General features: G+C 40.5%; 24 protein-coding genes. 22 read left to right on the top strand and 2 right to left on the bottom strand.

What is annotated here, in order from left to right:
• Positions 1-45 precede the first annotated feature (45 nt).
• The 11 genes from AC503W_RS11500 (at position 46) to AC503W_RS11450 (ending at position 9,548) form a co-directional block, all read left to right on the top strand.
• Positions 46-822 (top strand): TerC family protein, encoded by a 777-nt coding sequence (locus tag AC503W_RS11500; protein ID WP_402869007.1) that lies wholly within the window; start codon positions 46-48, stop codon positions 820-822.
• A 490-nt stretch (positions 823-1,312) separates the two neighbouring features.
• The gene (locus tag AC503W_RS11495; protein ID WP_403079415.1) at positions 1,313-2,023 is read left to right on the top strand and encodes an anthrax toxin lethal factor-related metalloendopeptidase; all 711 of its coding nucleotides are present in this window, start codon (positions 1,313-1,315) and stop codon (positions 2,021-2,023) included.
• A 95-nt stretch (positions 2,024-2,118) separates the two neighbouring features.
• Positions 2,119-2,913: a thymidylate synthase gene (locus AC503W_RS11490; protein ID WP_402869003.1), complete on the top strand. Its 795-nt coding sequence runs from the start codon at positions 2,119-2,121 to the stop codon at positions 2,911-2,913.
• Positions 2,910-3,395: a dihydrofolate reductase gene (locus AC503W_RS11485; RefSeq protein WP_402988173.1), complete on the top strand. Its 486-nt coding sequence runs from the start codon at positions 2,910-2,912 to the stop codon at positions 3,393-3,395. Before AC503W_RS11490 ends, AC503W_RS11485 begins: the two co-directional genes overlap by 4 nt.
• A gap of 146 nt (positions 3,396-3,541) precedes the next feature.
• The gene (gene ilvA / locus AC503W_RS11480; protein ID WP_402868999.1) at positions 3,542-4,810 is read left to right on the top strand and encodes a threonine ammonia-lyase IlvA; all 1,269 of its coding nucleotides are present in this window, start codon (positions 3,542-3,544) and stop codon (positions 4,808-4,810) included.
• 194 nt (positions 4,811-5,004) lie between these two features.
• On the top strand, positions 5,005-5,199 hold the full coding sequence (gene tatA / locus AC503W_RS11475) for a twin-arginine translocase TatA/TatE family subunit (RefSeq protein WP_402868997.1): 195 nt from the start codon (positions 5,005-5,007) through the stop codon (positions 5,197-5,199).
• An 85-nt stretch (positions 5,200-5,284) separates the two neighbouring features.
• On the top strand, positions 5,285-6,037 hold the full coding sequence (gene tatC, locus AC503W_RS11470) for a twin-arginine translocase subunit TatC (RefSeq protein ID WP_403079419.1): 753 nt from the start codon (positions 5,285-5,287) through the stop codon (positions 6,035-6,037).
• Positions 6,038-6,285: 248 nt separating this feature from the next.
• Positions 6,286-7,128, top strand: a complete 843-nt coding sequence (locus AC503W_RS11465; protein ID WP_402868993.1) for a DegV family protein — start codon at positions 6,286-6,288, stop codon at positions 7,126-7,128.
• 155 nt (positions 7,129-7,283) lie between these two features.
• Positions 7,284-7,874, top strand: a complete 591-nt coding sequence (locus AC503W_RS11460) for an SCO family protein (protein WP_494917337.1) — start codon at positions 7,284-7,286, stop codon at positions 7,872-7,874.
• Positions 7,875-8,127: 253 nt separating this feature from the next.
• Positions 8,128-8,967, top strand: a complete 840-nt coding sequence (locus AC503W_RS11455; protein ID WP_494914231.1) for an SGNH/GDSL hydrolase family protein — start codon at positions 8,128-8,130, stop codon at positions 8,965-8,967.
• Entirely contained in the window at positions 8,964-9,548 is a 585-nt protein-coding gene (locus AC503W_RS11450) for a YpmS family protein (RefSeq protein WP_402956801.1), read from the top strand. The genes AC503W_RS11455 and AC503W_RS11450 overlap by 4 nt, the downstream gene beginning before the upstream one ends.
• A gap of 60 nt (positions 9,549-9,608) precedes the next feature.
• On the opposite strand, the gene AC503W_RS11445 is transcribed toward AC503W_RS11450, so the two are convergent.
• A complete protein-coding gene (locus AC503W_RS11445; RefSeq protein WP_402868987.1) occupies positions 9,609-10,352 on the bottom strand; it encodes a DUF4397 domain-containing protein in 744 nt (247 codons plus the stop codon).
• A gap of 261 nt (positions 10,353-10,613) precedes the next feature.
• On the opposite strand from AC503W_RS11445, the gene msrA reads away from it, so the two are divergent.
• Complete coding sequence (gene msrA / locus AC503W_RS11440) at positions 10,614-11,099, top strand: peptide-methionine (S)-S-oxide reductase MsrA (RefSeq protein WP_402869865.1); 486 nt, start codon at positions 10,614-10,616, stop codon at positions 11,097-11,099.
• A complete protein-coding gene (gene msrB / locus AC503W_RS11435; protein ID WP_402868984.1) occupies positions 11,096-11,524 on the top strand; it encodes a peptide-methionine (R)-S-oxide reductase MsrB in 429 nt (142 codons plus the stop codon). The genes msrA and msrB overlap by 4 nt, the downstream gene beginning before the upstream one ends.
• A gap of 45 nt (positions 11,525-11,569) precedes the next feature.
• Here msrB and AC503W_RS11430 read toward each other — a convergent pair whose 3' ends face one another.
• Positions 11,570-12,667 carry an SGNH/GDSL hydrolase family protein gene (locus AC503W_RS11430; RefSeq protein WP_402868982.1) on the bottom strand — a complete coding sequence of 366 codons (1,098 nt, stop codon included), beginning with the start codon at positions 12,665-12,667 and terminating at the stop codon, positions 11,570-11,572.
• 290 nt (positions 12,668-12,957) lie between these two features.
• On the opposite strand from AC503W_RS11430, the gene AC503W_RS11425 reads away from it, so the two are divergent.
• From AC503W_RS11425 to AC503W_RS11385, 9 genes are all read left to right on the top strand, one after another.
• Complete coding sequence (locus tag AC503W_RS11425; protein WP_402868981.1) at positions 12,958-13,119, top strand: YjcZ family sporulation protein; 162 nt, start codon at positions 12,958-12,960, stop codon at positions 13,117-13,119.
• Between the two features lie 239 nt (positions 13,120-13,358).
• Positions 13,359-14,333, top strand: a complete 975-nt coding sequence (locus AC503W_RS11420) for a S66 family peptidase (protein ID WP_402868979.1) — start codon at positions 13,359-13,361, stop codon at positions 14,331-14,333.
• Between the two features lie 229 nt (positions 14,334-14,562).
• Positions 14,563-14,892 (top strand): hypothetical protein, encoded by a 330-nt coding sequence (locus AC503W_RS11415; protein ID WP_427686994.1) that lies wholly within the window; start codon positions 14,563-14,565, stop codon positions 14,890-14,892.
• A 202-nt stretch (positions 14,893-15,094) separates the two neighbouring features.
• Entirely contained in the window at positions 15,095-16,447 is a 1,353-nt protein-coding gene (locus AC503W_RS11410) for an aspartate aminotransferase family protein (RefSeq protein ID WP_407406364.1), read from the top strand.
• A gap of 63 nt (positions 16,448-16,510) precedes the next feature.
• Entirely contained in the window at positions 16,511-17,179 is a 669-nt protein-coding gene (locus tag AC503W_RS11405; RefSeq protein ID WP_402988805.1) for a CoA transferase subunit A, read from the top strand.
• Complete coding sequence (locus tag AC503W_RS11400; RefSeq protein WP_402956810.1) at positions 17,146-17,811, top strand: 3-oxoacid CoA-transferase subunit B; 666 nt, start codon at positions 17,146-17,148, stop codon at positions 17,809-17,811. Before AC503W_RS11405 ends, AC503W_RS11400 begins: the two co-directional genes overlap by 34 nt.
• A 17-nt stretch (positions 17,812-17,828) precedes the next feature.
• A complete protein-coding gene (locus tag AC503W_RS11395; protein WP_494914227.1) occupies positions 17,829-19,118 on the top strand; it encodes a peptidase in 1,290 nt (429 codons plus the stop codon).
• Positions 19,119-19,173: 55 nt separating this feature from the next.
• Complete coding sequence (gene ablB, locus AC503W_RS11390) at positions 19,174-20,016, top strand: putative beta-lysine N-acetyltransferase (protein WP_494914225.1); 843 nt, start codon at positions 19,174-19,176, stop codon at positions 20,014-20,016.
• 85 nt (positions 20,017-20,101) lie between these two features.
• Positions 20,102-21,484 carry a sigma-54 interaction domain-containing protein gene (locus tag AC503W_RS11385; protein ID WP_402956816.1) on the top strand — a complete coding sequence of 461 codons (1,383 nt, stop codon included), beginning with the start codon at positions 20,102-20,104 and terminating at the stop codon, positions 21,482-21,484.
• The last annotated feature ends 72 nt before the right edge of the window (positions 21,485-21,556 follow it).

Genomic DNA, 21,556 nt, shown 5'->3' with positions numbered 1-21,556 from the left:
GAGCACTTGCAGTGAATTTTATAGTTTTGCAGAGGTGCTTTAATCATGTCAGTAGAATTGCTAAATAAAATCTTCCATACCTATTCCCAGTTTTTTGATTGGGACATGTGGGGGGAAGTACTAACAGACCCTGTTAGCTGGGGATTAATTGGGACCCTTGTCTTAATGGAAGGCCTTTTATCGGCTGATAACGCTTTGGTATTGGCCGTTATGGTTCGGCATCTTCCGGAAAAACAAAGGAAAAAGGCCCTTTTCTATGGATTATTGGGTGCATATGCATTCCGTTTCTTAGCCATTGGAATAGGTGTCTATCTCATCAAGATTTCTTGGGTAAAAATCCTCGGAGCTGTTTATCTTGCCTGGCTTTCATTCAAGTATTTCCGAGATAAGAGAAATAAACAGGCTAACCAGGATGAAGAGTTACAGGGAATGAGTAAAAATAGTTTATTAATCCGTATGTTCGGTAATTTATGGGGAACGGTTGTCGCTGTTGAGATGATGGATATTGCTTTTTCCGTTGACAGTGTCTTGGCTGCCTTTGGGGTGAGTGAAAAGATTTGGGTCCTCCTGTTGGGCGGAATGATCGGTGTCCTGATGATGCGGGGCGTTGCCGGAGTCTTTTTGAAACTGATTGATAAGATTCCCGAATTGGAAACGGCTGCCTATGTCTTGATAGGGTTCATATCGATTAAAATGCTTCTTTCGGTGGCGAAAATCGAAGTTCCACATGTCATCTTCTTTTTGACCATTCTTGTTATTTTTGGAACGACCATCTTGCTTCATTTTCAGAGGGAAAAAAAGCTTAAAGAACACAGTAAATAATCTTACGGAAAAGAGCTGACACCAAAATGGTGTCAGCTCTTTCTTTGGAAATAAAACTCAAATAGATGAAAAAGGAGAGTGAAAAATGTAAAAAAGAGCAAAGGGTATAACAGGTTTAGCCATAGTGATGTGAGGAATGGATGCAGCAAGATGCCAAAGAAAATCGAAAATAGCAATAAGTCTAGAATGATGAACACTTTTAAACTGTAAATTTCCAGTACTTCCTCGGCTAGTTCATGTGGTTCTGGCAGGATGAGACTTCTGTTAACTGGTTTCATGGTATCACCTTGAACCTTTTTTGATTATATTATTTTATATGAAAATACTGGGTGATCCGTGCCTCGTGAGAAAAGAATATTCCACTTATTTTTACCAAAAATACATCAATCAATTATAGAGGAGTTTCATGTTATACTAGAATAATAAATTGGGATTGAAGTATACATATTTCTTTGAAAAATCCTATTAAACCATGGAAAGGATGTAGAAGGTGACAAATAAAAAGTGGATTGGATTATTCATTTTGGCAGGCTGTTTCCTTTCCATGCTTTCCATCTCTTTTGCTAAGGAAGATGGTTTAAAGTGGAGGGACTTGAAAAAAGATAGCCTACTAAGGCAGGCAGCCATTTTTCAGGATCAAGAGACATTACAGAACTTGTTTATATATCCTGTAGATGAATTTGATGAAGAGGAAGCCTTAAACATAGTTGAAACAATCAATAAACTCCCGCATTCCCTTCAAGTGAAAATTATTGATCGGGGTGTGAAAATAAAGCTTTTCAGTGGGAGCCTGACAGACAATCGTTCTGCAGCTCATTTAAAGGGGCAGACACCAAGAGGGTATGTTAATCCCAGCACTACATGGGATGATGTTCCGGGTATGGGGGGCTCGCATATGGTCTTGGTTAAAATCGGCGCGAGCGATAAAGGTAACGGCCATAGTTCTATAAATCTCGAACTCCATGAAATTGCCCATTCCCTCGATAAAATCGTGTATGGCGGCATTCGTGAGGATATAAAGTATTTAAGCGTATGGGGAAAAGAAGTAGATGCACTGTTTCCTGGTCAACCTTATTTTTCTACATATCCCGAAGAATACTTTGCGGAAGCGTTTGCGATGTTTTATGTAAATCCGGAACAAAATCAATTGCTAAGATGGAAAGCTCCAGAGACCTACCATTTTATTAAACAACTAGATTGAATGATTTAATTCAATCGTAATTCACATTGACACATTGAACTGGTAACAGTAAAAAGTTAAAATAAGAAGAATGAATGTTGAAAAGGTGGTTTACCATGAAGCAATATTTGGATTTATGTAAGCATGTACTTGAAAATGGAACTCAAAAAGGCGATCGTACCGGAACAGGAACAATCAGCACCTTCGGATATCAAATGAGGTTCAATCTGCGTGAGGGATTCCCTGTTTTGACTACGAAAAAAGTCAGTTTAAAAGCAATCATCCATGAACTCTTATGGTTTCTAAAAGGCGATACAAACGTACAATACCTTCAGGAAAATAATGTGCGCATTTGGAATGAGTGGGCTGATGAAGCAGGAAATCTAGGTCCCGTCTATGGGCATCAATGGCGCTCATGGGGTGCAGCGGATGGAAGGCAAATCGATCAAATCAGTGAAGTGATCGAGCAAATCAAAACGAACCCAAATTCAAGGAGATTGATCGTAAGTGCCTGGAATGTCGGAGAGCTTGAAGAGATGGCCTTACCTCCCTGTCATGCATTCTTTCAATTTTATGTGGCGGACGGTAAGCTTTCCTGCCAACTTTACCAGCGTTCTGCGGACGTATTTTTAGGTGTGCCGTTCAATATCGCTTCTTATGCACTCTTAACGATGATGATAGCCCAAGTATGTGACCTGGAGCCTGGTGAATTCGTTCACTCTTTTGGGGATGTCCATATCTATTCGAACCATATGGATCAAGTGAAATTACAGTTGACACGAGACCCTAAACCACTGCCTACGATGAAAATCAATCCTGCAGTGAAAGATATCTTTGAGTTTCGGTTTGAAGATTTCGAACTTGAAAATTACGAAGCTCATCCCCACATTAAAGGGAAGGTGAGTATATGATTTCCTTAATTGTAGCCATGGATGAAAAACGTGTGATTGGAAAAGATAACAAGCTGCCTTGGCATTTGCCAGCGGACCTTCAGTACTTTAAAAAGGTAACGATGGGTCACCCAATCGTCATGGGGCGCAAAACATTTGAATCCATCGGGCGGATTCTGCCTGGAAGGGAAAACGTCATCGTGACCAGGAATCATGAATTTAAAGCGGAAGGCTGCACCATTTTGCATGATGTTGATCAGATTAAGACGTATGCCGACAATAGTAAACAAGAGGTATTCGTTATAGGGGGAGCGGAAATCTTCAAAGAAATCCTGCCAGTAACCGATCGGTTATATATAACTGAAATACATGAAGTCTTTGAAGGGGACACGTTCTTTCCAATCATTAATGAGACGGAGTGGGAAACCGTGGAGACGACCCCTGGGGTAACAGATGATAAAAATCTATATGCCCATGATTTTATTGTTTTACGAAAAAAATGATATTAGTAACCGATTTATGGTGAATAAGCCATAGTCGGTTTTTTTGTACAAAACCAAAGAGATAGAATTTTTAGAAAAATCAGTTACATACTTATGATAAAGTGCTATAATTATAGAATTGATTAGGAAGGAAATGAGGGATAACTATGAACCAGACAGCATCAGTGAATAGGGGGATTCAGTTGGAGGATATTCTAATTGCCTATAGAGAATTGAAGGATATTGTCTTACATACACCTTTACAAAAGAATCAGCGTTTATCCAGTAAGTATGAATGCAATGTCTATTTGAAACGTGAGGACCTTCAACATGTTCGTTCCTTTAAGTTAAGGGGAGCTTACTATAAAATGAAAAGTTTGACTCAGGAAGAAACAAAGAATGGTGTCGTGTGTGCAAGTGCCGGGAACCATGCACAGGGAGTGGCTTTTTCCTGCAGTGAGTTAGGAATCAATGGGAAAATTTACATGCCTGCTACGACGCCAAGGCAGAAGGTCGATCAAGTCCGGTTATTCGGTAGGGATAATATTGAAATTGTCTTAATTGGTGATACATTTGATGACGCATTCGCAAGTGCAATGGAATGTTGCGAGAAGGAAGGGCGTTCTTTCATCCATCCTTTTGATGATGAAAAGGTGATTGCCGGTCAAGGCACTACGGCGGTTGAAATCCTGAATGATTGTGAAGATAAGATTGATTATGTGTTCGCAGCAATCGGTGGCGGCGGATTAATGGCTGGGGTTTCAAGTTACTTCAAATCAGTGTCCCCTGATACGAAGTGTATTGGAGTAGAACCGCTCGGAGCCGCGTCCATGAAAACTTCCTTCCAAGAAGGAAAAGTCGTTGAACTTGAGAATATCGATACGTTTGTAGATGGTGCAGCCGTGAAGTGTGTAGGGCAAATGACTTACCAAACATGTAAAGAGAATCTTGAGGATATCGTTGCAGTGCCTGAAGGCCATATCTGTACGACGATTCTCGATTTATATAATCAGCATGCCATTATTGCTGAACCAGCGGGTGCTATTTCCGTATCAGCTCTTGATTTTTACAAAGACCAAATAAAGGGGAAAACGGTCGTGTGCCTTGTAAGTGGGGGTAATAATGATATAGGCCGTATGCAGGAAATCAAGGAAAAGTCCTTATTATATGAAGGCCTGCTATATTACTTTATCGTGAATTTCCCACAACGTGCTGGAGCATTAAGGGAATTTCTTGATGAAGTGTTGGGACCCAATGATGATATTAGTCGATTTGAATATACGAAGAAAAATAATAAAGAGAGTGGCCCGGCCCTTGTTGGTATTGAGTTAAAAAACAAATTTGATTATACAGGACTTATTCAGAGAATGAATAAGAAGGGTTTCTCAAGCGTGGAAGTCAATAAAGACAGCAATTTATTCCACTTATTAATTTAAACTAGACAAAATTTTAAATTAGGTTAGAATAATATATATATTTTTACATATTATTCAACTTATCCAGCAGTCGTGTTTTGTCGATAATTGTTACCGTTGTATGACGATTTGCCAGGTTCCTTTCATTTGGCTGAAAATGGTATTATAATTAAAAGCAGAATAGGTTGAATTATAACATCGAGGGGGATGTATTCATGTCGAATATTGGAATACCTGGTCTAATTATCATCTTGGTATTGGCCTTAATCATTTTTGGTCCGAAGAAGCTTCCCGAAATCGGACGTGCTTTTGGACAAACGCTTCGAGAATTCAAGAAATCCACGAGTGAACTGACAAAAGGCGACTATGAAGAGGATAAGAAAATACAACAACCAAAAAATCATGAATGATTAAATGCAGGGCGTAAGATGGACCTTCTTACGTCTTTTGTTCTGTAGCAAAGAAACGGATTTTCAAATGAAGGCGTGATTTATTTTGGAAGATAAAGAATTAAATATCATCGATCATCTCGATGAATTGAGAAAACGGCTAATCATTACGACTGTAGCTTTTTTCGTCTTTTTTATTGTCAGTTTTATTTATGTGGAAAAAATCTACTATTGGTTTGTTAAGGATCTTGAATTCGAATTAATGGTCTTAGGTCCAAGTGATATCATCTGGATTTACTTCATGCTTTCAGGAGTAGTTGCCATTGCTGCAACGATTCCGATTATAGCACTTCAAATTTGGTTGTTCGTTAAGCCAGCTTTAATGCCCAATGAAGTGAGGGCCACCCTTGCCTATATTCCAGCTCTTTTCATCTTGTTTATTGGAGGCCTTGCTTTTGGTTATTTTGTCATTTTTCCGACCATCCTTCAATTTTTAATTGAACTGGGTGAAGGCATGTTCATAACCAATTTCACCGCAGATAAGTATTTTTCATTTGTCTTCAATATGACGATTCCTTTTGCCTTTTTATTCGAGCTACCAGTCGTTACGATGTTCCTGACCTCCATCGGTCTTATCAACCCTTACGTGCTTCAAAAATTAAGGAAGTATGCTTACTTTGTTCTCGTGGTCATTGCTGTTTCCATCACACCGCCAGATTTCATGTCTGATTTTTTGGTCACGGTTCCCTTACTGTTACTTTACGAAGTTAGTATTTCGCTTTCTAAAATTGTCTATCGACGAAGGGTAAAACGGGAGAGCTTGCTGGAAGAAACTCTTAATAATGAAGATGGCATATAAAAAATGGCCCAAAGGATTTATTCCTTCGGGTCATTTTTTATGGCTGAAGTTATTGAATCGGCATCATTCAGCCATAAAGTTGATTAGATCCAAATAAGATATATGCCTTTTTACAAAGTTTTCTTCTGATTTTCAACGTATATGTGTCCAAGAGAATCATTATTCTGAAAAAAATATAAGCTTTAGTTTGAAAGCGTACTTTGAATAGGTATAATACAATAGATACGTTAATTTAGGGATGTGTAAAGATGAATAAAGTGAAGATTGTAACGGATTCAACAGTGGATATGACCCCAGAAGAATTTGAGTATTATGGCATTACAATGGTCCCCTTGTCGATCTATATTGATGGAGAGACCTTTTTGGATAAAGTGGAAATTGAACAGGATGAATTTTTAAGAAGAATGAATCAGTCAAAAGAACTCCCTAAAAGCTCCCAACCGGCAGTAGGGACTTTTTTAGAAGTATATAATGAACTTGGAAAGGATGGCAGTGAGATTATTTCAATCCATATGACTGGTGGCATGAGTGGTACAGTACGTTCGGCTGAAAGTGCAGCAGGGATGTCCGATGCTAAAGTTACCGTTTATGATTCGGAATTCATCTCAAAAGCCATGTCATTCCAAGTGATAGAGGCTGCCAAGATGGCGAATGAAGGCAAAACCACCGAAGAAATAATGCAAAGGCTTGAGACCATTAGAAAACAGTCGAGTCTAATCATTGTCATTGAAACGCTGGACAATCTTGTGAAAGGCGGAAGGATTGGCAAAGTATCAGCATTCATCGGATCTCTTTTACATATTAAACCGATTGCACTTCTGGACGGAGGCGTGCTGAATCCCGTTTCAAAAGCAAGGAGCCAATCACAGGTTGTAAAATTCATTTCAAAAAAATTCAAAGAAGATACACAAGGAAAACAAGTCAAAGGCATTGGTTTCGTCCATGCAAATGGCTATGAAATGGCCGATAAAGTTCGCAAAGCGATTACTGAAATTTCAGGGGTCCAGGATATTAAGTTAGAAGCTACAACGGCTGTGGTCAGCACACATACTGGCGAAGGTGCCATGGCCATCATGTATTACTGGGATTGATGTTCGCTTTTAGTACCTCCTAAAGAGCAGGAGATGATAGCTAAGTAATGTAGTCAAATGTTCATTTTATGATAAAAATAGTGCTGTTTTCCTACTGGTGGTCTGGTAGAATGAAAGAAGTGACAGAATATTTATACATAAAAGGCGGGGTATGGATGAGGAAGCTGCATTTGTTGAAGGCAGCTATGGGCATTGGGGTATTGTTGATGCTGGCAGCATGTGGTTCAACTGGGGTGCCTGATGCGAAGAATTGGGATATCGAAGATTTTAGTTATGTGGACCAGGATGGGGAACCCTTTTCCAAAACTGATTTAAAAGGAAAAGTCTGGGTAGCCGATTTCATTTTCACAAATTGTGAGGATGTTTGTCTCCCCATGACTGCCAATATGGTGAAGTTGCAACAAAAACTGAAGGATGAGGGAATTTCAGATGTTGAGTTCGTGTCATTTTCCGTGGATCCTGAAGTGGACAAGCCTGATGTCTTGACAGCATTTGGCGACCAGTTCAACGTCGATTACAAAAATTGGCACTTTTTGACTGGTTATGGTCAAGATGAAATCGAGGCATTTGCCAAGGATAACTTTAAAACGATTGTATTGAAGCCTGACAATGAAGATCAGGTGATTCACCAGACAAGGTTTTATCTAATGGATCAAGAGGGAAAAGTCATCCGGGATTACACGGGACTTCAGGATATTCCTTTTGATGAGATGATTAAGCATATAAAAATACTACTGAACTATTGAACAGGAGAATGACCTGTTCAATAGTTTTTTAGTTTCTATAGTAATCACGGAATGACGTATGGAACAAATAGCTGTTACGAAGAATGAATTTACTCATCAGGTACATGCTAAAATTCATGGGATAAGCTTTAATTCCCAGCTTTTTTTCATACTATACAGTGATAAATACAAATAAAACCGACAAGTAAAGGTCAAATTGATTCAATTTTATATTTTCCCCATGATATAATATTTAGGTAGGGAAGGTGAGGTTATGAGACACAAAATCACCTGTCTTTTTATATGCCTAGTTTGGATTTCAGGTTGCTCTCAGAGGACTACTTCAGAACAGCCACTCGTTCAGCAGCATAATGTTGTTGAATTAAGCAAAAAGGAAACCATTCCAGCCAGCTTTTTTCCGGATCCTGTTCAAATCGTGTCAATAGGTGATTCCCTAACTCAAGGTGTCGGCGATAGTAAAGATAATGGGGGATATCTCCCTTACTTGCAGAAAAATCTTGAGAAAGAGCCATCTATTACTTCAGTTGAGATGATCAATCACGGAGTTCGGGGAAACCGGACCGACCAATTATTAAAAAGGTTGGATAAATCCCGTGTTCAAGAAGATATTGAACAAGCCGATTCCATTGTCGTCACAATTGGTGGAAATGATATCATTAGAGTATTTAAACAGAATTTCTCCAACTTGGAACTGAACCAATTCGATTCAGCTAAAATAGGGTATGAAAAAAGATTAAGACAGATATTGGATAAGGTGCGCTCTGAAAATCAACAGGCACAGATTTATTTAGTGGGCGTGTATAACCCATTTTCAAAGTGGTTTGCTGATTTTTATGAACTAGATGAAATCATGAATGATTGGAATGATAGCGGAAAAAAGATTATCACCGAATATGATTCTGCATATTTTATCGAAATAGATGATATTTTCCAAAATTCCAAAGAAGACTTGCTATATACGGAAGATTACTTCCATCCCAATGATCGGGGATATGAATTGATTGCAGAAAGAATCTATAATAACATGGAAGTTTTAACAATCGGAAAGGATACAATGGAAGCTAGCGCCAAAGGAGATGATGACCAAGAATGACAAAAGTCAAATGGAAGACTTTGTTTATTACTTTATTAGCCGTTAACATCCTGGTCATCCTTTCAATCCTGGTTTTAATTAATTTACCGGCAAAAGATTCAGATATGAAGCCAGTTGTAACTAAGGAAGAAGATATCCAGTTTCAGATTCATACAAACCGGGAAGATTTGACCCGATTAATCAACCAGTATCTTGATAAAGAAGGCTTGACTGGATTGATACATTATGAAGTGTATTTAAGAGATGAAGTGGAGTTATACGGGAAAATGCCTTTTTTCAACCGTGAAGTGGAAATGAAATTAACATTCGAACCCATTGCGCAAAAGAACGGGGATTTGGTTTTAAAACAAAAATCGATTGCGATTGGCCAGATGAACCTTCCTGTTTCATATGTGATGAACTTAATTAATGAACGGTATAAAATGCCGGATTGGGTCACCATAAATCCCAATGAGGAAAACATATATGTGTCTTTACAGGACATGAAATTAAAAAGTGACGTCAGGGTCAAGGCTAATGAATTTGATTTAAAGAATGATGATATTTCATTTTTATTAACTGTCCCCTCTTCTTTACAATAAGTGAAAATGAAAGATGAAAAGCCAGGTCAAATGCATCCTGGCTTTTCATCTTTTTTTGTATTAAGGTGTTAAGATAAGTGTTTCTAAGCCAGGTTGACCCTGACTGGTGCCGATTATATAAATGGATAATGGGGTATTTGCCTGAATATCTGTATTGGGTAAGGAGAGGGCTACTTCTTTCGAATCGGCTTTCCTTACTTCAAAATCGACTTGCATGGGGTAGAGATTCAGGTATTCACTTGCTTTGCGATACGGAAGTCTTGAAAATACGACATCGCCATCCTTTACAGCGATATCCACCGGTGACGTATCAAAAGACAAGTGGACAAATCGAACCTTGGATTCATCTTGGGGGACATAAGGATTGTCTTCGAAAGTAAGTAGTTTTGGCATTTCATTGGATCCTGTAGCAACGACAGTATACAGTTTTTCACTTTCCAGATCGACTTTACGGCTAAGGAAGGTGGACGTGGTTTGTCCGGCAGGATATATATCAATTTGGTATTTACCCGGGGGTAAAGATAAATAGTTGCTATTGTCTTTGTAAGCGAAATTCTGAAGGATGCGCATTTCGTTTACATATACATCGACCGCAGGTGCTTTTGGAGCTGCATGTAAAATACGGACCTGTGCCGGTTTTACCGTATTGATTTGTTCACTTCTCATTGGTTGCATGGCTTTTTCCATGCTCTTTAAGTGTTTATGATAATAATAATCATGTAAATGTGGGTTAGTATATTTATAGTAGCAGGATAATGCATCATAATTCATGGCCTTTTGTAAATGTTTGTCTTTATGGTTCATGTCTATCACCTCTCATTTGAATCATTATGAAGACATCATATGGTAGCATGCTTGGGCATGTGTCTTTCGTATACTCAAATTTGATTGATTTTTTTAATCAGTCCAGTTTCATCAACAAAAGAAGTTTAGACAGCAGATGATTTTACATGACCTTATAAAAGGTTTAAAATGCATTCAATAGAACTTTTCCAAAAAAGGAGGATATTACAGTTGACCAACCATTTAGACAAAGCAACATTTGCTGGAGGATGTTTTTGGTGTATGGTAAAACCCTTCGATGAACAGCCTGGTATTGAATCTGTCATTTCCGGTTATACAGGGGGGACAACGGAGAATCCCACATACAAAGAGGTTTGCTCGGAAACGACGGGACATTATGAAGCTGTTCAGATTACCTTTGACCCTTCCATCTACCCTTATAAAGATTTAGTTGAATTATTTTGGCAACAGATTGATCCAACAGACGCTGGAGGCCAGTTCTTTGATCGTGGTAGTTCCTATCAAACGGCCATTTTCTATCACGACGAAAAGCAACGGGAAATAGCGGAAGCTTCCAGGGCAAACCTACAGGAGAGCGGCATTTTTTCTAAGCCCATTGCGACACCCATTCTACCGGCCAAAACCTTTTATCCGGCAGAAACGTATCACCAGCATTATTATAAAAAGCAACCAGAGCACTACGAGAGATATTCAGTTGGCTCCGGGCGCAAGGCTTTTCAAAAACATCATTGGGGGGAAAAGAAATGAGCAGTAAAGATGATTTGAAGAAAAAATTAACACCCATTCAATATGAAGTCACACAAAATAGCGGGACAGAGCCTGCTTTTCATAATGAATATTGGAATTTGAATGAAGATGGACTGTATGTGGACATTGTTTCCGGTACACCGCTATTCACTTCCAAAGATAAATTTGACTCCGCCTGTGGCTGGCCAAGCTTTACCAAGCCACTGGATGATGGTGAAGTTGTGGAAAATTTGGATACAAGCTATGGCATGAGAAGGATCGAAGTGCGTTCAAAAACGGCCGATTCCCATCTTGGACATGTGTTTGATGATGGACCAGGACCAACCAAGTTACGATATTGCATCAATTCTGCTTCGTTAAGATTCATCCCACTCGAAGATCTTGAAAAAGAAGGATACGGTGAATATAAGAAACTGTTTCTTTAATAAACAAGTAAGCCCCTATCATCCTGTGATAGGGGCTTACTTGTTTTAGTGGTTTGAATCATTGGTGATGATGGAAGAAAGCCGCACATGTGTGGTAGGGAGGTCCTTGGAGGTTTCTCTCCCTGAAACTACAAAACGCACGGTGTGAGGACCGGGAGAAAGGCCATTGGCGATGAATAAATACCTTTCGCGGGCAAAGGGCCACCACGTATGAAGGGATGTATTCAGTTTGCCGTCAATGAATACATCAACTTCTCCGCCATCTGGGCTTCTGAGTAATTTAACTCCAAGTATATTTCCTTCGAATCGGTATTCAATATAACTCCCTGTCTCATCACTTGTGTAATAACCGCCTCTTGGTCTAAACCCCACCATTGAATCATAGTTGTCATTATCTCTTAAATTTATTTCGGAGCCTTGATGAAATTTAGGAGGAAGACTAGCGACAGGTTTTTCTTTTTGTGCATTTTCAATAAACTTTTGGTAAATCGCATTTGCATAGAATTGATAGCCAAGGCCATTTGGATGAATCAAATCTTTCGTCAATTCCTTGTCAGTGAACCCTGAAGAATTGAAAACTGGACGCATGTCAATATTGGTGGCCCCATAATAGTCAGATAACAGACCGATAGCATTCGCAAATTCCTCGTTTTCCAAACAACTTTCCGTAATCGTGAACAATTCAGCATGAGGATATAGGTGCTTTGCTTTTCTAATCAGAGCCTCGTACGTCATTTTGAAATCGTCCACATTCATGTATTTACGATCATTTTCACCGAATACAATGAAAATCAAATCCTTATGGCCCATTCTTTTTATTTGAGAGAGCTTATAAAGACCTTCAAAAGCAGTGGAGCCGCTTTGAACAACGTAATCCCCTTTAAAGGGAACTGAATGGTGCTTGCTCATTTTATTTTCCAGTTGTTTAAACCAAGTTTGACTCGGATTTTCAGCCCCGGACCCCCTGCCTATGCTATCGCCAATAATCAGATAGTCAATCGGCTGACCATCCTGGTATTTTTGGTATACATTTAAGTTCTCATCGGAACCGTATGTTTTTGGAACTTTTTGAAGGATGTAAATGAGAAGGAGTGTGAGGACAATTCCTGCGAATGGAATGAGGGATTTCGAGACTTTTTTCAATTCATTTCCTCCGATTAACATTATTGTAGGTTGGTGTGGTAAGTATAGGCCGAAAAGCATATTTTAACCTTATTATATCGCAAATTTAAGGTAATACAATAAGGTTTGGTTTCATTTCCCGTTTTTAAAACCAATTGATTACACGTTTTATTGAGGGGGATTTATATAGAAGAATGGAGGAGTTTTTGCTTAAATAAAAAAAAATGGGCAAATACACAGACCAAGGCGGGCATATCGACATATGGTAAGGGTGTAAAGAGAAAACAGAAATCAAGAAGGAGTGAAACTTTATGTACGGATATGGTGGAGGATATGGTGGCGGCTGCGGCGGCGGTTATGGTTACGGCGGAGGATACGGTGGCGGATGCGGTGGCGGTTTTGGTTCAGGCTTCGCATTAATCGTTGTCTTATTCATTCTGTTGGTTATCATCGGCGCATCATTCTGCTGCTAAATATAACACTAAAAGACCAGCTATCAGCTGGTCTTTTCTTATGGAGGCCATTCTTTATAACAGAATTACCCAAGATTAAGCCTTGGCTAGGGACTGGCTCAAGGGTGGAGTTTTAAAAGGGATTCGATTAAGAACATATGTTTCTTTTGTGTTATAATCAATAATGAGCCATGATTTTCTTTTGTTCTGTATATCTGCTAAAATAATTTAAGATGTAATATATTTAGGGGGAAAGAGATATGAAACCTTCTCGTTTAAAACGCGGGGATGAAATCCGGGTTATTGCACCATCGAGAAGTCTTGCGATTGTAAAAGGTGAGCAACGCAGACTGGCAGAGGAAAGATTGGTGGACCTCGGTTTTAAAGTTACATACGGTAAAACAGCTTTGGTACATGATGACTTTTTCTCGAATTCGATTGAGGACAGGGTTGAAGATTTGCATGATGCGTTTAGAAATCCGTCTGTAAAGGCAATCCTTGCTGGCGTAGGTGGATATAATGCCAATCAATTGCTACAATATATCGACTACGATTTAATAAAAAAGAATCCTAAAGTTTTGATGGGCTATAGTGATATTACGGCCATCGGTTTGGCCATTTATCAAAAAACTGGTTTGACTACATATTCTGGTCCTGATTTCTCTACTTTTGGGATGAAGACTGGGCTGGACTATACAATGGACTACTTTAAGAAAGCGGTTCTTATGGATGATGGCTTTGATTTAGAACAAAGTGAAACCTGGAGCGATGATTCATGGCATCTGGAGCAGGAGGACCGTTCCTTCCATCCAAATTCGGGATATATGGTCATACAGGAGGGCGAAGCAGCTGGTACCATCTTAGGTGGCAACCTTTGTACGATAAATCTTTTGCAGGGGACGGAGTATATGCCATCGTTACGGGACCGCATTCTTTTTATTGAGGATGATGAAGAAAGCCATCCTTTTAGTTTCGATCGGGATTTACAATCCTTGCTACAGTTGCCTGATGCAGATGGTATCAAGGGAGTTATCATAGGTCGATTTCAAAAGGATTCAGGGATGACACCTTACGCCCTTCAGCAAATCATTGCAACTAAGAGGGAACTGAATGGTATCCCTGTCATAGCGAATGCAAACTTTGGTCATGTCCATCCTTTTGCTACTATACCGATGGGCGAAAGTGTTAAGATGACCGTGAGGAACGGTAACGCGAAAGTGACCATCCTCTCTTGAAAAATAGATGGACTTATCGTCAGACTACCTATATATAGGGCAACTTAAGAGGATGAACCGAGATTATCGGTCATTGTCTGTATCGGTCCCTGTTTTTGGGTAAAATAGGGTTTTATCCCTGTTCATTTTCCTATTTTACAAGCATTATTAGGGAATATGAGGCTAATAGTTCAAATTCTTTATTTTTCTGATATAATACTAAGAGATTTAAAATAGAAAAGGTGATTATGTGTTATTAACAATTCCCGCATCCATTCGTTTAGAAGGCGCTTTATCCGAGTATAATAAAAAAGGCCGGGTAAGCCATACCTGTTTCGTTTGTAACGAAGACACTTCTAATGGGGATGCAAGCAACTTGAATTACTATAAGTTAGGTACTAAAAAAGTCTGTCTTTCTTGCATGAAACATGTCTTGCGTCATCCAACATTAAAAGAGTATGAATACGTACATACCTCAGTCATTGACAAAGCGGCTTTTTATAAAAGTGTGCTGGCCATTTTAAAGGATGAAAGCTTCATAGATTCCATTCGTCAAGACAAACTAAATAGCTCATTATAAGAAAAAAAGTGTATCTCTCGTGGATACACTTTTTTTTGTCGTATTTCCTTACTTTCCCCACGGTGAATAGATTCCCCATCCTTCTAAAACCTTCCTATAAAAATAGTTTGAAAGAGTTGCAACAATTCCTTAGCAAGATTTCCCTAGTAGGGACATACACTTTAGCATAAGCCATAATTGGTGGTAGAAGGAGAGTGTGGGCATGGAGCAGTCTTCATTGATCAAGCCGTTCCTTGGCGTCGCCTATCCGACAATTAGTCATGGGAAGGGCGTCTATTTATACGATAAAGAAGGGAAGGACTATCTGGATGCATCTTCCGGTGCTGTAACCTCCAATATTGGTCATGGGGTGCAAGAAATTGCAGATGCCATGGTTCAACAGGCAAGCCAAGTGTCATTTGTGTATCGTTCCCAGTTCACGAGCGAGGCAGCAGAGAAGCTTGCCCAAAAAATTGCGGATTTAACCAATGGGAAGCTCCCCTATAGTTTTTTTGTTAATAGTGGTTCAGAAGCGACCGAAACTGCACTAAAGATTGCCATCCAGCATTGGCAGGAAAAAGGGAAACCCAGGAAACAAAAGATAATATCCAGATGGATGAGCTACCATGGCATTACGATCGGCGCTCTTTCAATGTCTGGTCACCCTATACGCAGAGAGCGATTTACCGCTCTACTTGAATCATACCCTTCTGTTGCTCCTCCTTATTGTTACCGTTGTCCATATCAATTAGATCACCGAACATGTGGGATGGCCTGTGCTTTGGAGTTGGAATCATCCATCCGGCGCATTGGCGCAGATAACATCGCAGCATTTATATGTGAGCCAGTTATCGGTGCAGCAGGTGGGGCAATCGTTCCGCCTAATGGTTATTTTCAGAAACTAAAGAAAATTTGTGAGGAACATGACATTCTATTCATTGCTGATGAGGTTATGACTGGATTCGGTCGGACAGGTAAGATGCTAGCCTCTGAACATTGGGGAGTAGAACCGGATATTATTACGTTTGGGAAAGGGATAAGCGGGGGGTACACGCCTATCGCTGCCGCTGCCATGACAGAAAAAGTGTTGGAACCCATCATGAATGGTTCCCGTTCAATCATGGGCGGACATACACTTAGTGCCAATCCATTGTCGTGTGCCATAGCGCTTGCCGTTTTGGAATATATGGAGGATAACGATCTCGTAGAACACTCTGCTAAAAGAGGGAAGGAGTTATTCAACGGTTTAAAAAAGCTTGCAAAGAAATACTCGTTTATCGGGGACCTCCGCGGTAGGGGTTTATTGATCGGGATGGAATTTGTCCAGGATAAAGAAACGAAGGAACCTTTTCCAAAAACTTTAGATGTGACTGCTGAAATTATAAAGGCGGGGATGAACAATGGGATTATTTTATACCCTGCATCAGCGGGGCTTGATGGCATTAACGGGGCAGCCATCATCATTTCTCCGCCCTTAATCATTACAAAGGAAGAAAGTGCTGAATTGCTAAGGAGACTGGACTCAACCCTCCGTGAATTTAAAGATAAGATCCTCCCTGGATATCTGCCGTCTTAAATAAGGAAGTGAACAGAATTGAATGATAATGCATTCCATAAAGTTTGCCGTTTTGAGGATGTCCTGCACCTCTTTGAAGACGGTCAGTCCATTCTTTTTGGCGGGTTCGGTGGAATTGGCACTCCTCCGGGCCTCATCAATCTAATCTTGGAGACGGGTATACAACACTTAACTTTAATCGGAAATGATACTGGCTTCCCTGATATCGGAATAGGTAGGCTGGTTACTCAAAGGAGGGCAAAAAAAATCATTGTTTCTCATATCGGTTCCAATCCGAATGCCGGACTATCCATGAATAATGGAGAGTTGGAAGTGGAGTTCTCTCCGCAAGGTACACTGGTTGAACGAATCCGTGCAGGGGGGATGGGTCTTGGCGGAATATTAACCGATATTGGTCTGGATAATGATATCGTCAGGAAAGGGAAACAAACCGTCAAAATCGGGGAGAAAAATTACCTAGTGGAACCTGCATTGACTGCCGATATCGCTATCGTTTATGCAGCAAAAGCAGATCCCTATGGCAATCTCATTTTCGACAAAAGTGCTCGAAATACAAACCCACTCGTGGCAACGGCAGGTCAAATCACGATTGTGGAAGTCGAGGAAATCGTTCCTCTGGGCAGCATGGATCCAGAGAAAATCATTGTACCTGGTGCTTTTGTAGATTATATCATTCCTTCAAAAGGAGTCGATTGGAAATGGGTTTGGGAGCCGAGGCGAGAAATCGATTAGCCAAAAGAGCGGCAGCTGAAATTAGGGATGGCATGCTGGTCAATTTAGGTATCGGCATTCCATCTTTAGTGCCGAATCATCTACGAGCCGATCATCAAGTGATGTTTCAAGCAGAAAATGGGATTGTTGGTATGGGAAGCTCTCCAGCCATGGGCCATGAAGACGCACATCTTTGTAATGCAGGAGGCCTCCCCATAACCATCCGGGAAGGAGCATCCTATTGCGATAGTACACTCGCCTTTGGGATGATTCGCCGTGGCCGTGTTGATGTTACGATCTTAGGCGCTCTTCAAGTAAGTGAATATGGGGATCTGGCAAATTGGATTGTTCCCGGTAAGCGAGTACCTGGAATGGGTGGGGCAATGGAACTTGCGGCAAAGGCGAAAAAGGTCATTGTCCTAATGGAGCACACCGACAAAGACGGTATCTCCAAAATAATGAAGAACTGTACATTGCCATTAACGGCGAAACGATGTGTACATAAGGTTATCACGGAACTGGGCGTTTTTTCTGTTACTCCAAAAGGTCTCCTATTAACTGATTTATTCGCTTCCACTACAATAGAAGAAGTCAAGAAAAGAACGGAAGCCGATGTTAAAGTGTCTAGCAAGCTTTGTATAGTAAAAGAATGAGAGAGGAGTATGAGGGCATGTATGAAGAGCAAATCAGTGCATGGTTGAAAGAGCATCGAAATGATGGCATTAAATTACTTCAAAAATTAGTGCAGGAACCCAGCAAACGCGGGCAGGAAGGGAGTGCACAAGCCATCGTCGTCGAAAAGTGCCGGCAGATCGGTCTTGACATCGACCTATGGGAGATTGGGGATGGCGCACTAAGAAATCATCCTCATTTTTATTGTGACCGAAAAGACTTTAAAGGGAATCCAAACCTTGTCGCGGTTAGGAAGGGAAGTGGCGGCGGCAGGTCGCTTATATTGAACGGTCATATCGATGTCGTTCCTGAAGGTGATAGATCAGCATGGAAGGATGATCCATTCAGTGGAAAAATAGAGAATGGGAAAGTGTATGGGCGGGGGACGACGGATATGAAAGGCGGGAATGTTTCATTATTATTAGCGCTCGAATCCATCGTTGAAACAGGCATAAGATTGAAGGGCGACGTGATATTTCAGAGTGTAATCGAAGAGGAAAGCGGTGGGGCGGGTTCACTCGCAGCTGTATTGAGAGGATATAAAGCTGATGGAGCGATCATTCCAGAACCAACGAACATGAAATTTTTCCCCCTTCAACAAGGATCGATGTGGTTTCGACTGAAAATAAAAGGCAAATCAGCACACGGGGGAACCCGGTATGAAGGACAAAGCGCGATAGATAAAGCTTATCTTGTAATCGAGGAAATCAAGAACCTTGAAAAGGAACGTAACCAAAAGATGGATCATCCACTTTATCATAATATCCCCATCCCCATTCCCATTAATATCGGGAGCATCCAAAGTGGGAATTGGCCTTCTTCTGTGCCTGATACAGCGATTCTAGAAGGTAGATTTGGAGTTGCCCCTAAGGAAACCATGGAAGCGGCACAACTCTCCTTGAAAAACAAGATTGACGATTTGAATCGTAAGGATAATTGGTTCAAGGAAAAACCAATTGAATTGCAATGGTTCGGAGCTAGATGGATACCGGGAATCCTGGAATTGGATCATCCGTTGATTCAGGCATTGTCCACCCACTATGAAAAAGTCATGGGTGAACAGCCGACTGTGGAAGCTTCCCCTTGGGGAACGGATGGAGGGTATTTATCTTCGGTCGGATCCATACCGGTAGTGGTTTTCGGACCAGGCGAAACAAAATTGGCCCATGATGCCAATGAATATATAGAAGTGGATAAAATGTTGGAATCGGCCGAAATCATTGCACGAACAATTTTGGAATGGTGTGGAGTGGAGGGACATATAAGGGGTACCGGGTCTGATTCCTAAAATAGGGTCAGGCCTTCTGTTACACTATTAGATAGAGAAGGAAGGAGAGAGCCGAATGGATATTGTTGAAAAAAGAATTCAATTGTCCCATTCTACACTACACATAATGATGGATCGTTTTAATAAGCGCGTACGGGTCGAAGACTATTTGGGCCATTTTCAAGATTGCGTCGAAGAATCTTTGAAAGCAGCTGATAATATATCAGCGGAGAAAATCATATTCAAGGCACGAACGGAAAATGTACTGGAGCTGCTGAGCAAAGGTTTTTTATATGAGGGAAGTATTGATAAGTTCTTTTTAGGAAGTGATTGCCACTTCCTTGTTAAATATACCCAAGATCAGCGAAGGGCCAGTTCTCATTGGATCAAGGAGGATGAAATTCTAGAAAATGTACAGAAACTTCCAACAAAAGTAGAGCTAGAGGCCCCCCCATCAACCTATATAGGAAGGAAGGCGGAGGAAATAGATGCCGTGAAGCTTGCTGAATTGTACGGAAAAGTATTTGAAATTTACCCAACCCCAATGAATGAACCAGAATATGTGAGGAAATGCATGAACAGCGGGACGGTCTTTTACATATACGAACATGATGGAGTAATCGTCAGTGCGGCATCCGCTGAAATAAATGACTTCTACCGTAATGCGGAAATAACGGATTGTGCAACACTGCCCGATCATCGGCAGTATGGATTAATGAAGCACTTGATTGAGAAGCTTGAAAGTCACCTCGTCTCACATGACATTTATTGTATCTATTCTATCGCAAGGGCGCTATCATTCGGAATGAATGCAGCATTGCATCAGCAAGGCTATTATTACAGGGGTAGATTAGCCAATAACTGCTTCATTTTCGATAAATTGGAGGATATGAACTTATGGGTGAAGAACTATACATGAATGCCCATTTTCGGGCATGCATATGACAAGTTTTCGGCACTACTTCATATATATGATGGAAGGAATGTGAGAGAGGGGGAAGACATTGATCAGTGAATGTTTTAATACAAATCAGGTCTTAGAAGCGATTCTGGCAAGCATTGATGAGGGAATTCATGTAATCGATCTAAAAGGTCAAACGATCTTTTATAATGAAGTGGCGGCCAACCATGATGGAATGAAGGTAGAGGAAGTGCTTGGAAAACCACTGCTTGAAGCGTTTCCGTCTTTAAATCATAAATCTTCGACCTTGCTGCGTGTCATCCAATCCGAAAAGCCCATCTACCATCATAGACAATCTTATGTAAATGCGCATGGTCGAATCATTGAGACCTTCAATACAACCCTGCCTATATATGTAGACGGTTTCATAATGGGGGCAATCGAAATTGCGAAAGATTATTCTAGCCTGAAACAATTATCGGAACGCTTAGCAGACTTGGAAAGCTCTCTTAAAACGACGACAAGTAAAGAAAAAAAAGTAGCCACGAATGGTACGTTATACACTTTTGCTGATATTCTAACCCAAGATCCACCATTTGAAAAGTTGATTGCACAAGGGAAAAAGGCTGCCCGGTCATCGTCTTCGGTTTTAGTTTATGGTGAAAGTGGTGTCGGAAAGGAACTTTTCATCCAAAGTATACATCACAACTCCAATAGGCGAAAAAAGCCCTTCATTGCACAAAATTGTGCGGCACTCCCTGAAAATTTATTGGACTCGCTTTTATTTGGGACTTCGAAAGGTAGTTACACGGGAGCTGTCGAACGCCAGGGATTATTTGAGCTGGCGAATGGAGGGACTCTATTTCTTGATGAACTGCAATCGATGCCCATTGATTTACAGGCGAAGCTGCTTCGTGTACTTGAGGATGGGGCCGTTAGGAGGATAGGGGCGGCAAAAAGCATTCAGGTAGATGTCAGGATCATGACTGCGATGAATGTAAACCCGAAGACGGCTGTCACGGAGAAAAAGCTCCGTGAGGATTTATTTTATCGCTTACATGTTTTGAGCTATGAGCTACCGCCGCTAAGAGATCGTCCAGAGGATATTTTATTGCTTACGGAGCATTTTATTATAAACTTTAACGAGAAGATGAATCGCTCCGTAAAAGGAATCGATGAAGAGACCAAGGGAATCCTACATGCCTATCATTGGCCAGGTAACGTAAGGGAACTCAAGCATACGATTGAGTTCATGATGATACATGCCGAAAGTGAAGTCTTGACAGCGGGTGACTTGCCCCCATTTTTAAAAAAGAGCACAGTTCCTAAAGAGAAGGTATTGCCGCTGCGGGAAGCCATGAAGGAAATGGAAACAAAACTTATATCAGAGGCACTTTTGCAAACCGAAGGAAATGTCTTTCAAGCTTCAAAGCTATTGGACATCCCGAGGCAGACCCTCCAATATAAAATTAAGAAACATACTTGAACGCTAAAAAATCCGGTATATCGTATATAACCGGATTTTTTAGCGTTCATATTTAGTTTTTGGGCAATTTTG

It is taken from the genome of Peribacillus suis (assembly GCF_059384845.1).
This window is presented reverse-complemented; position numbering and strand designations above follow the sequence as displayed.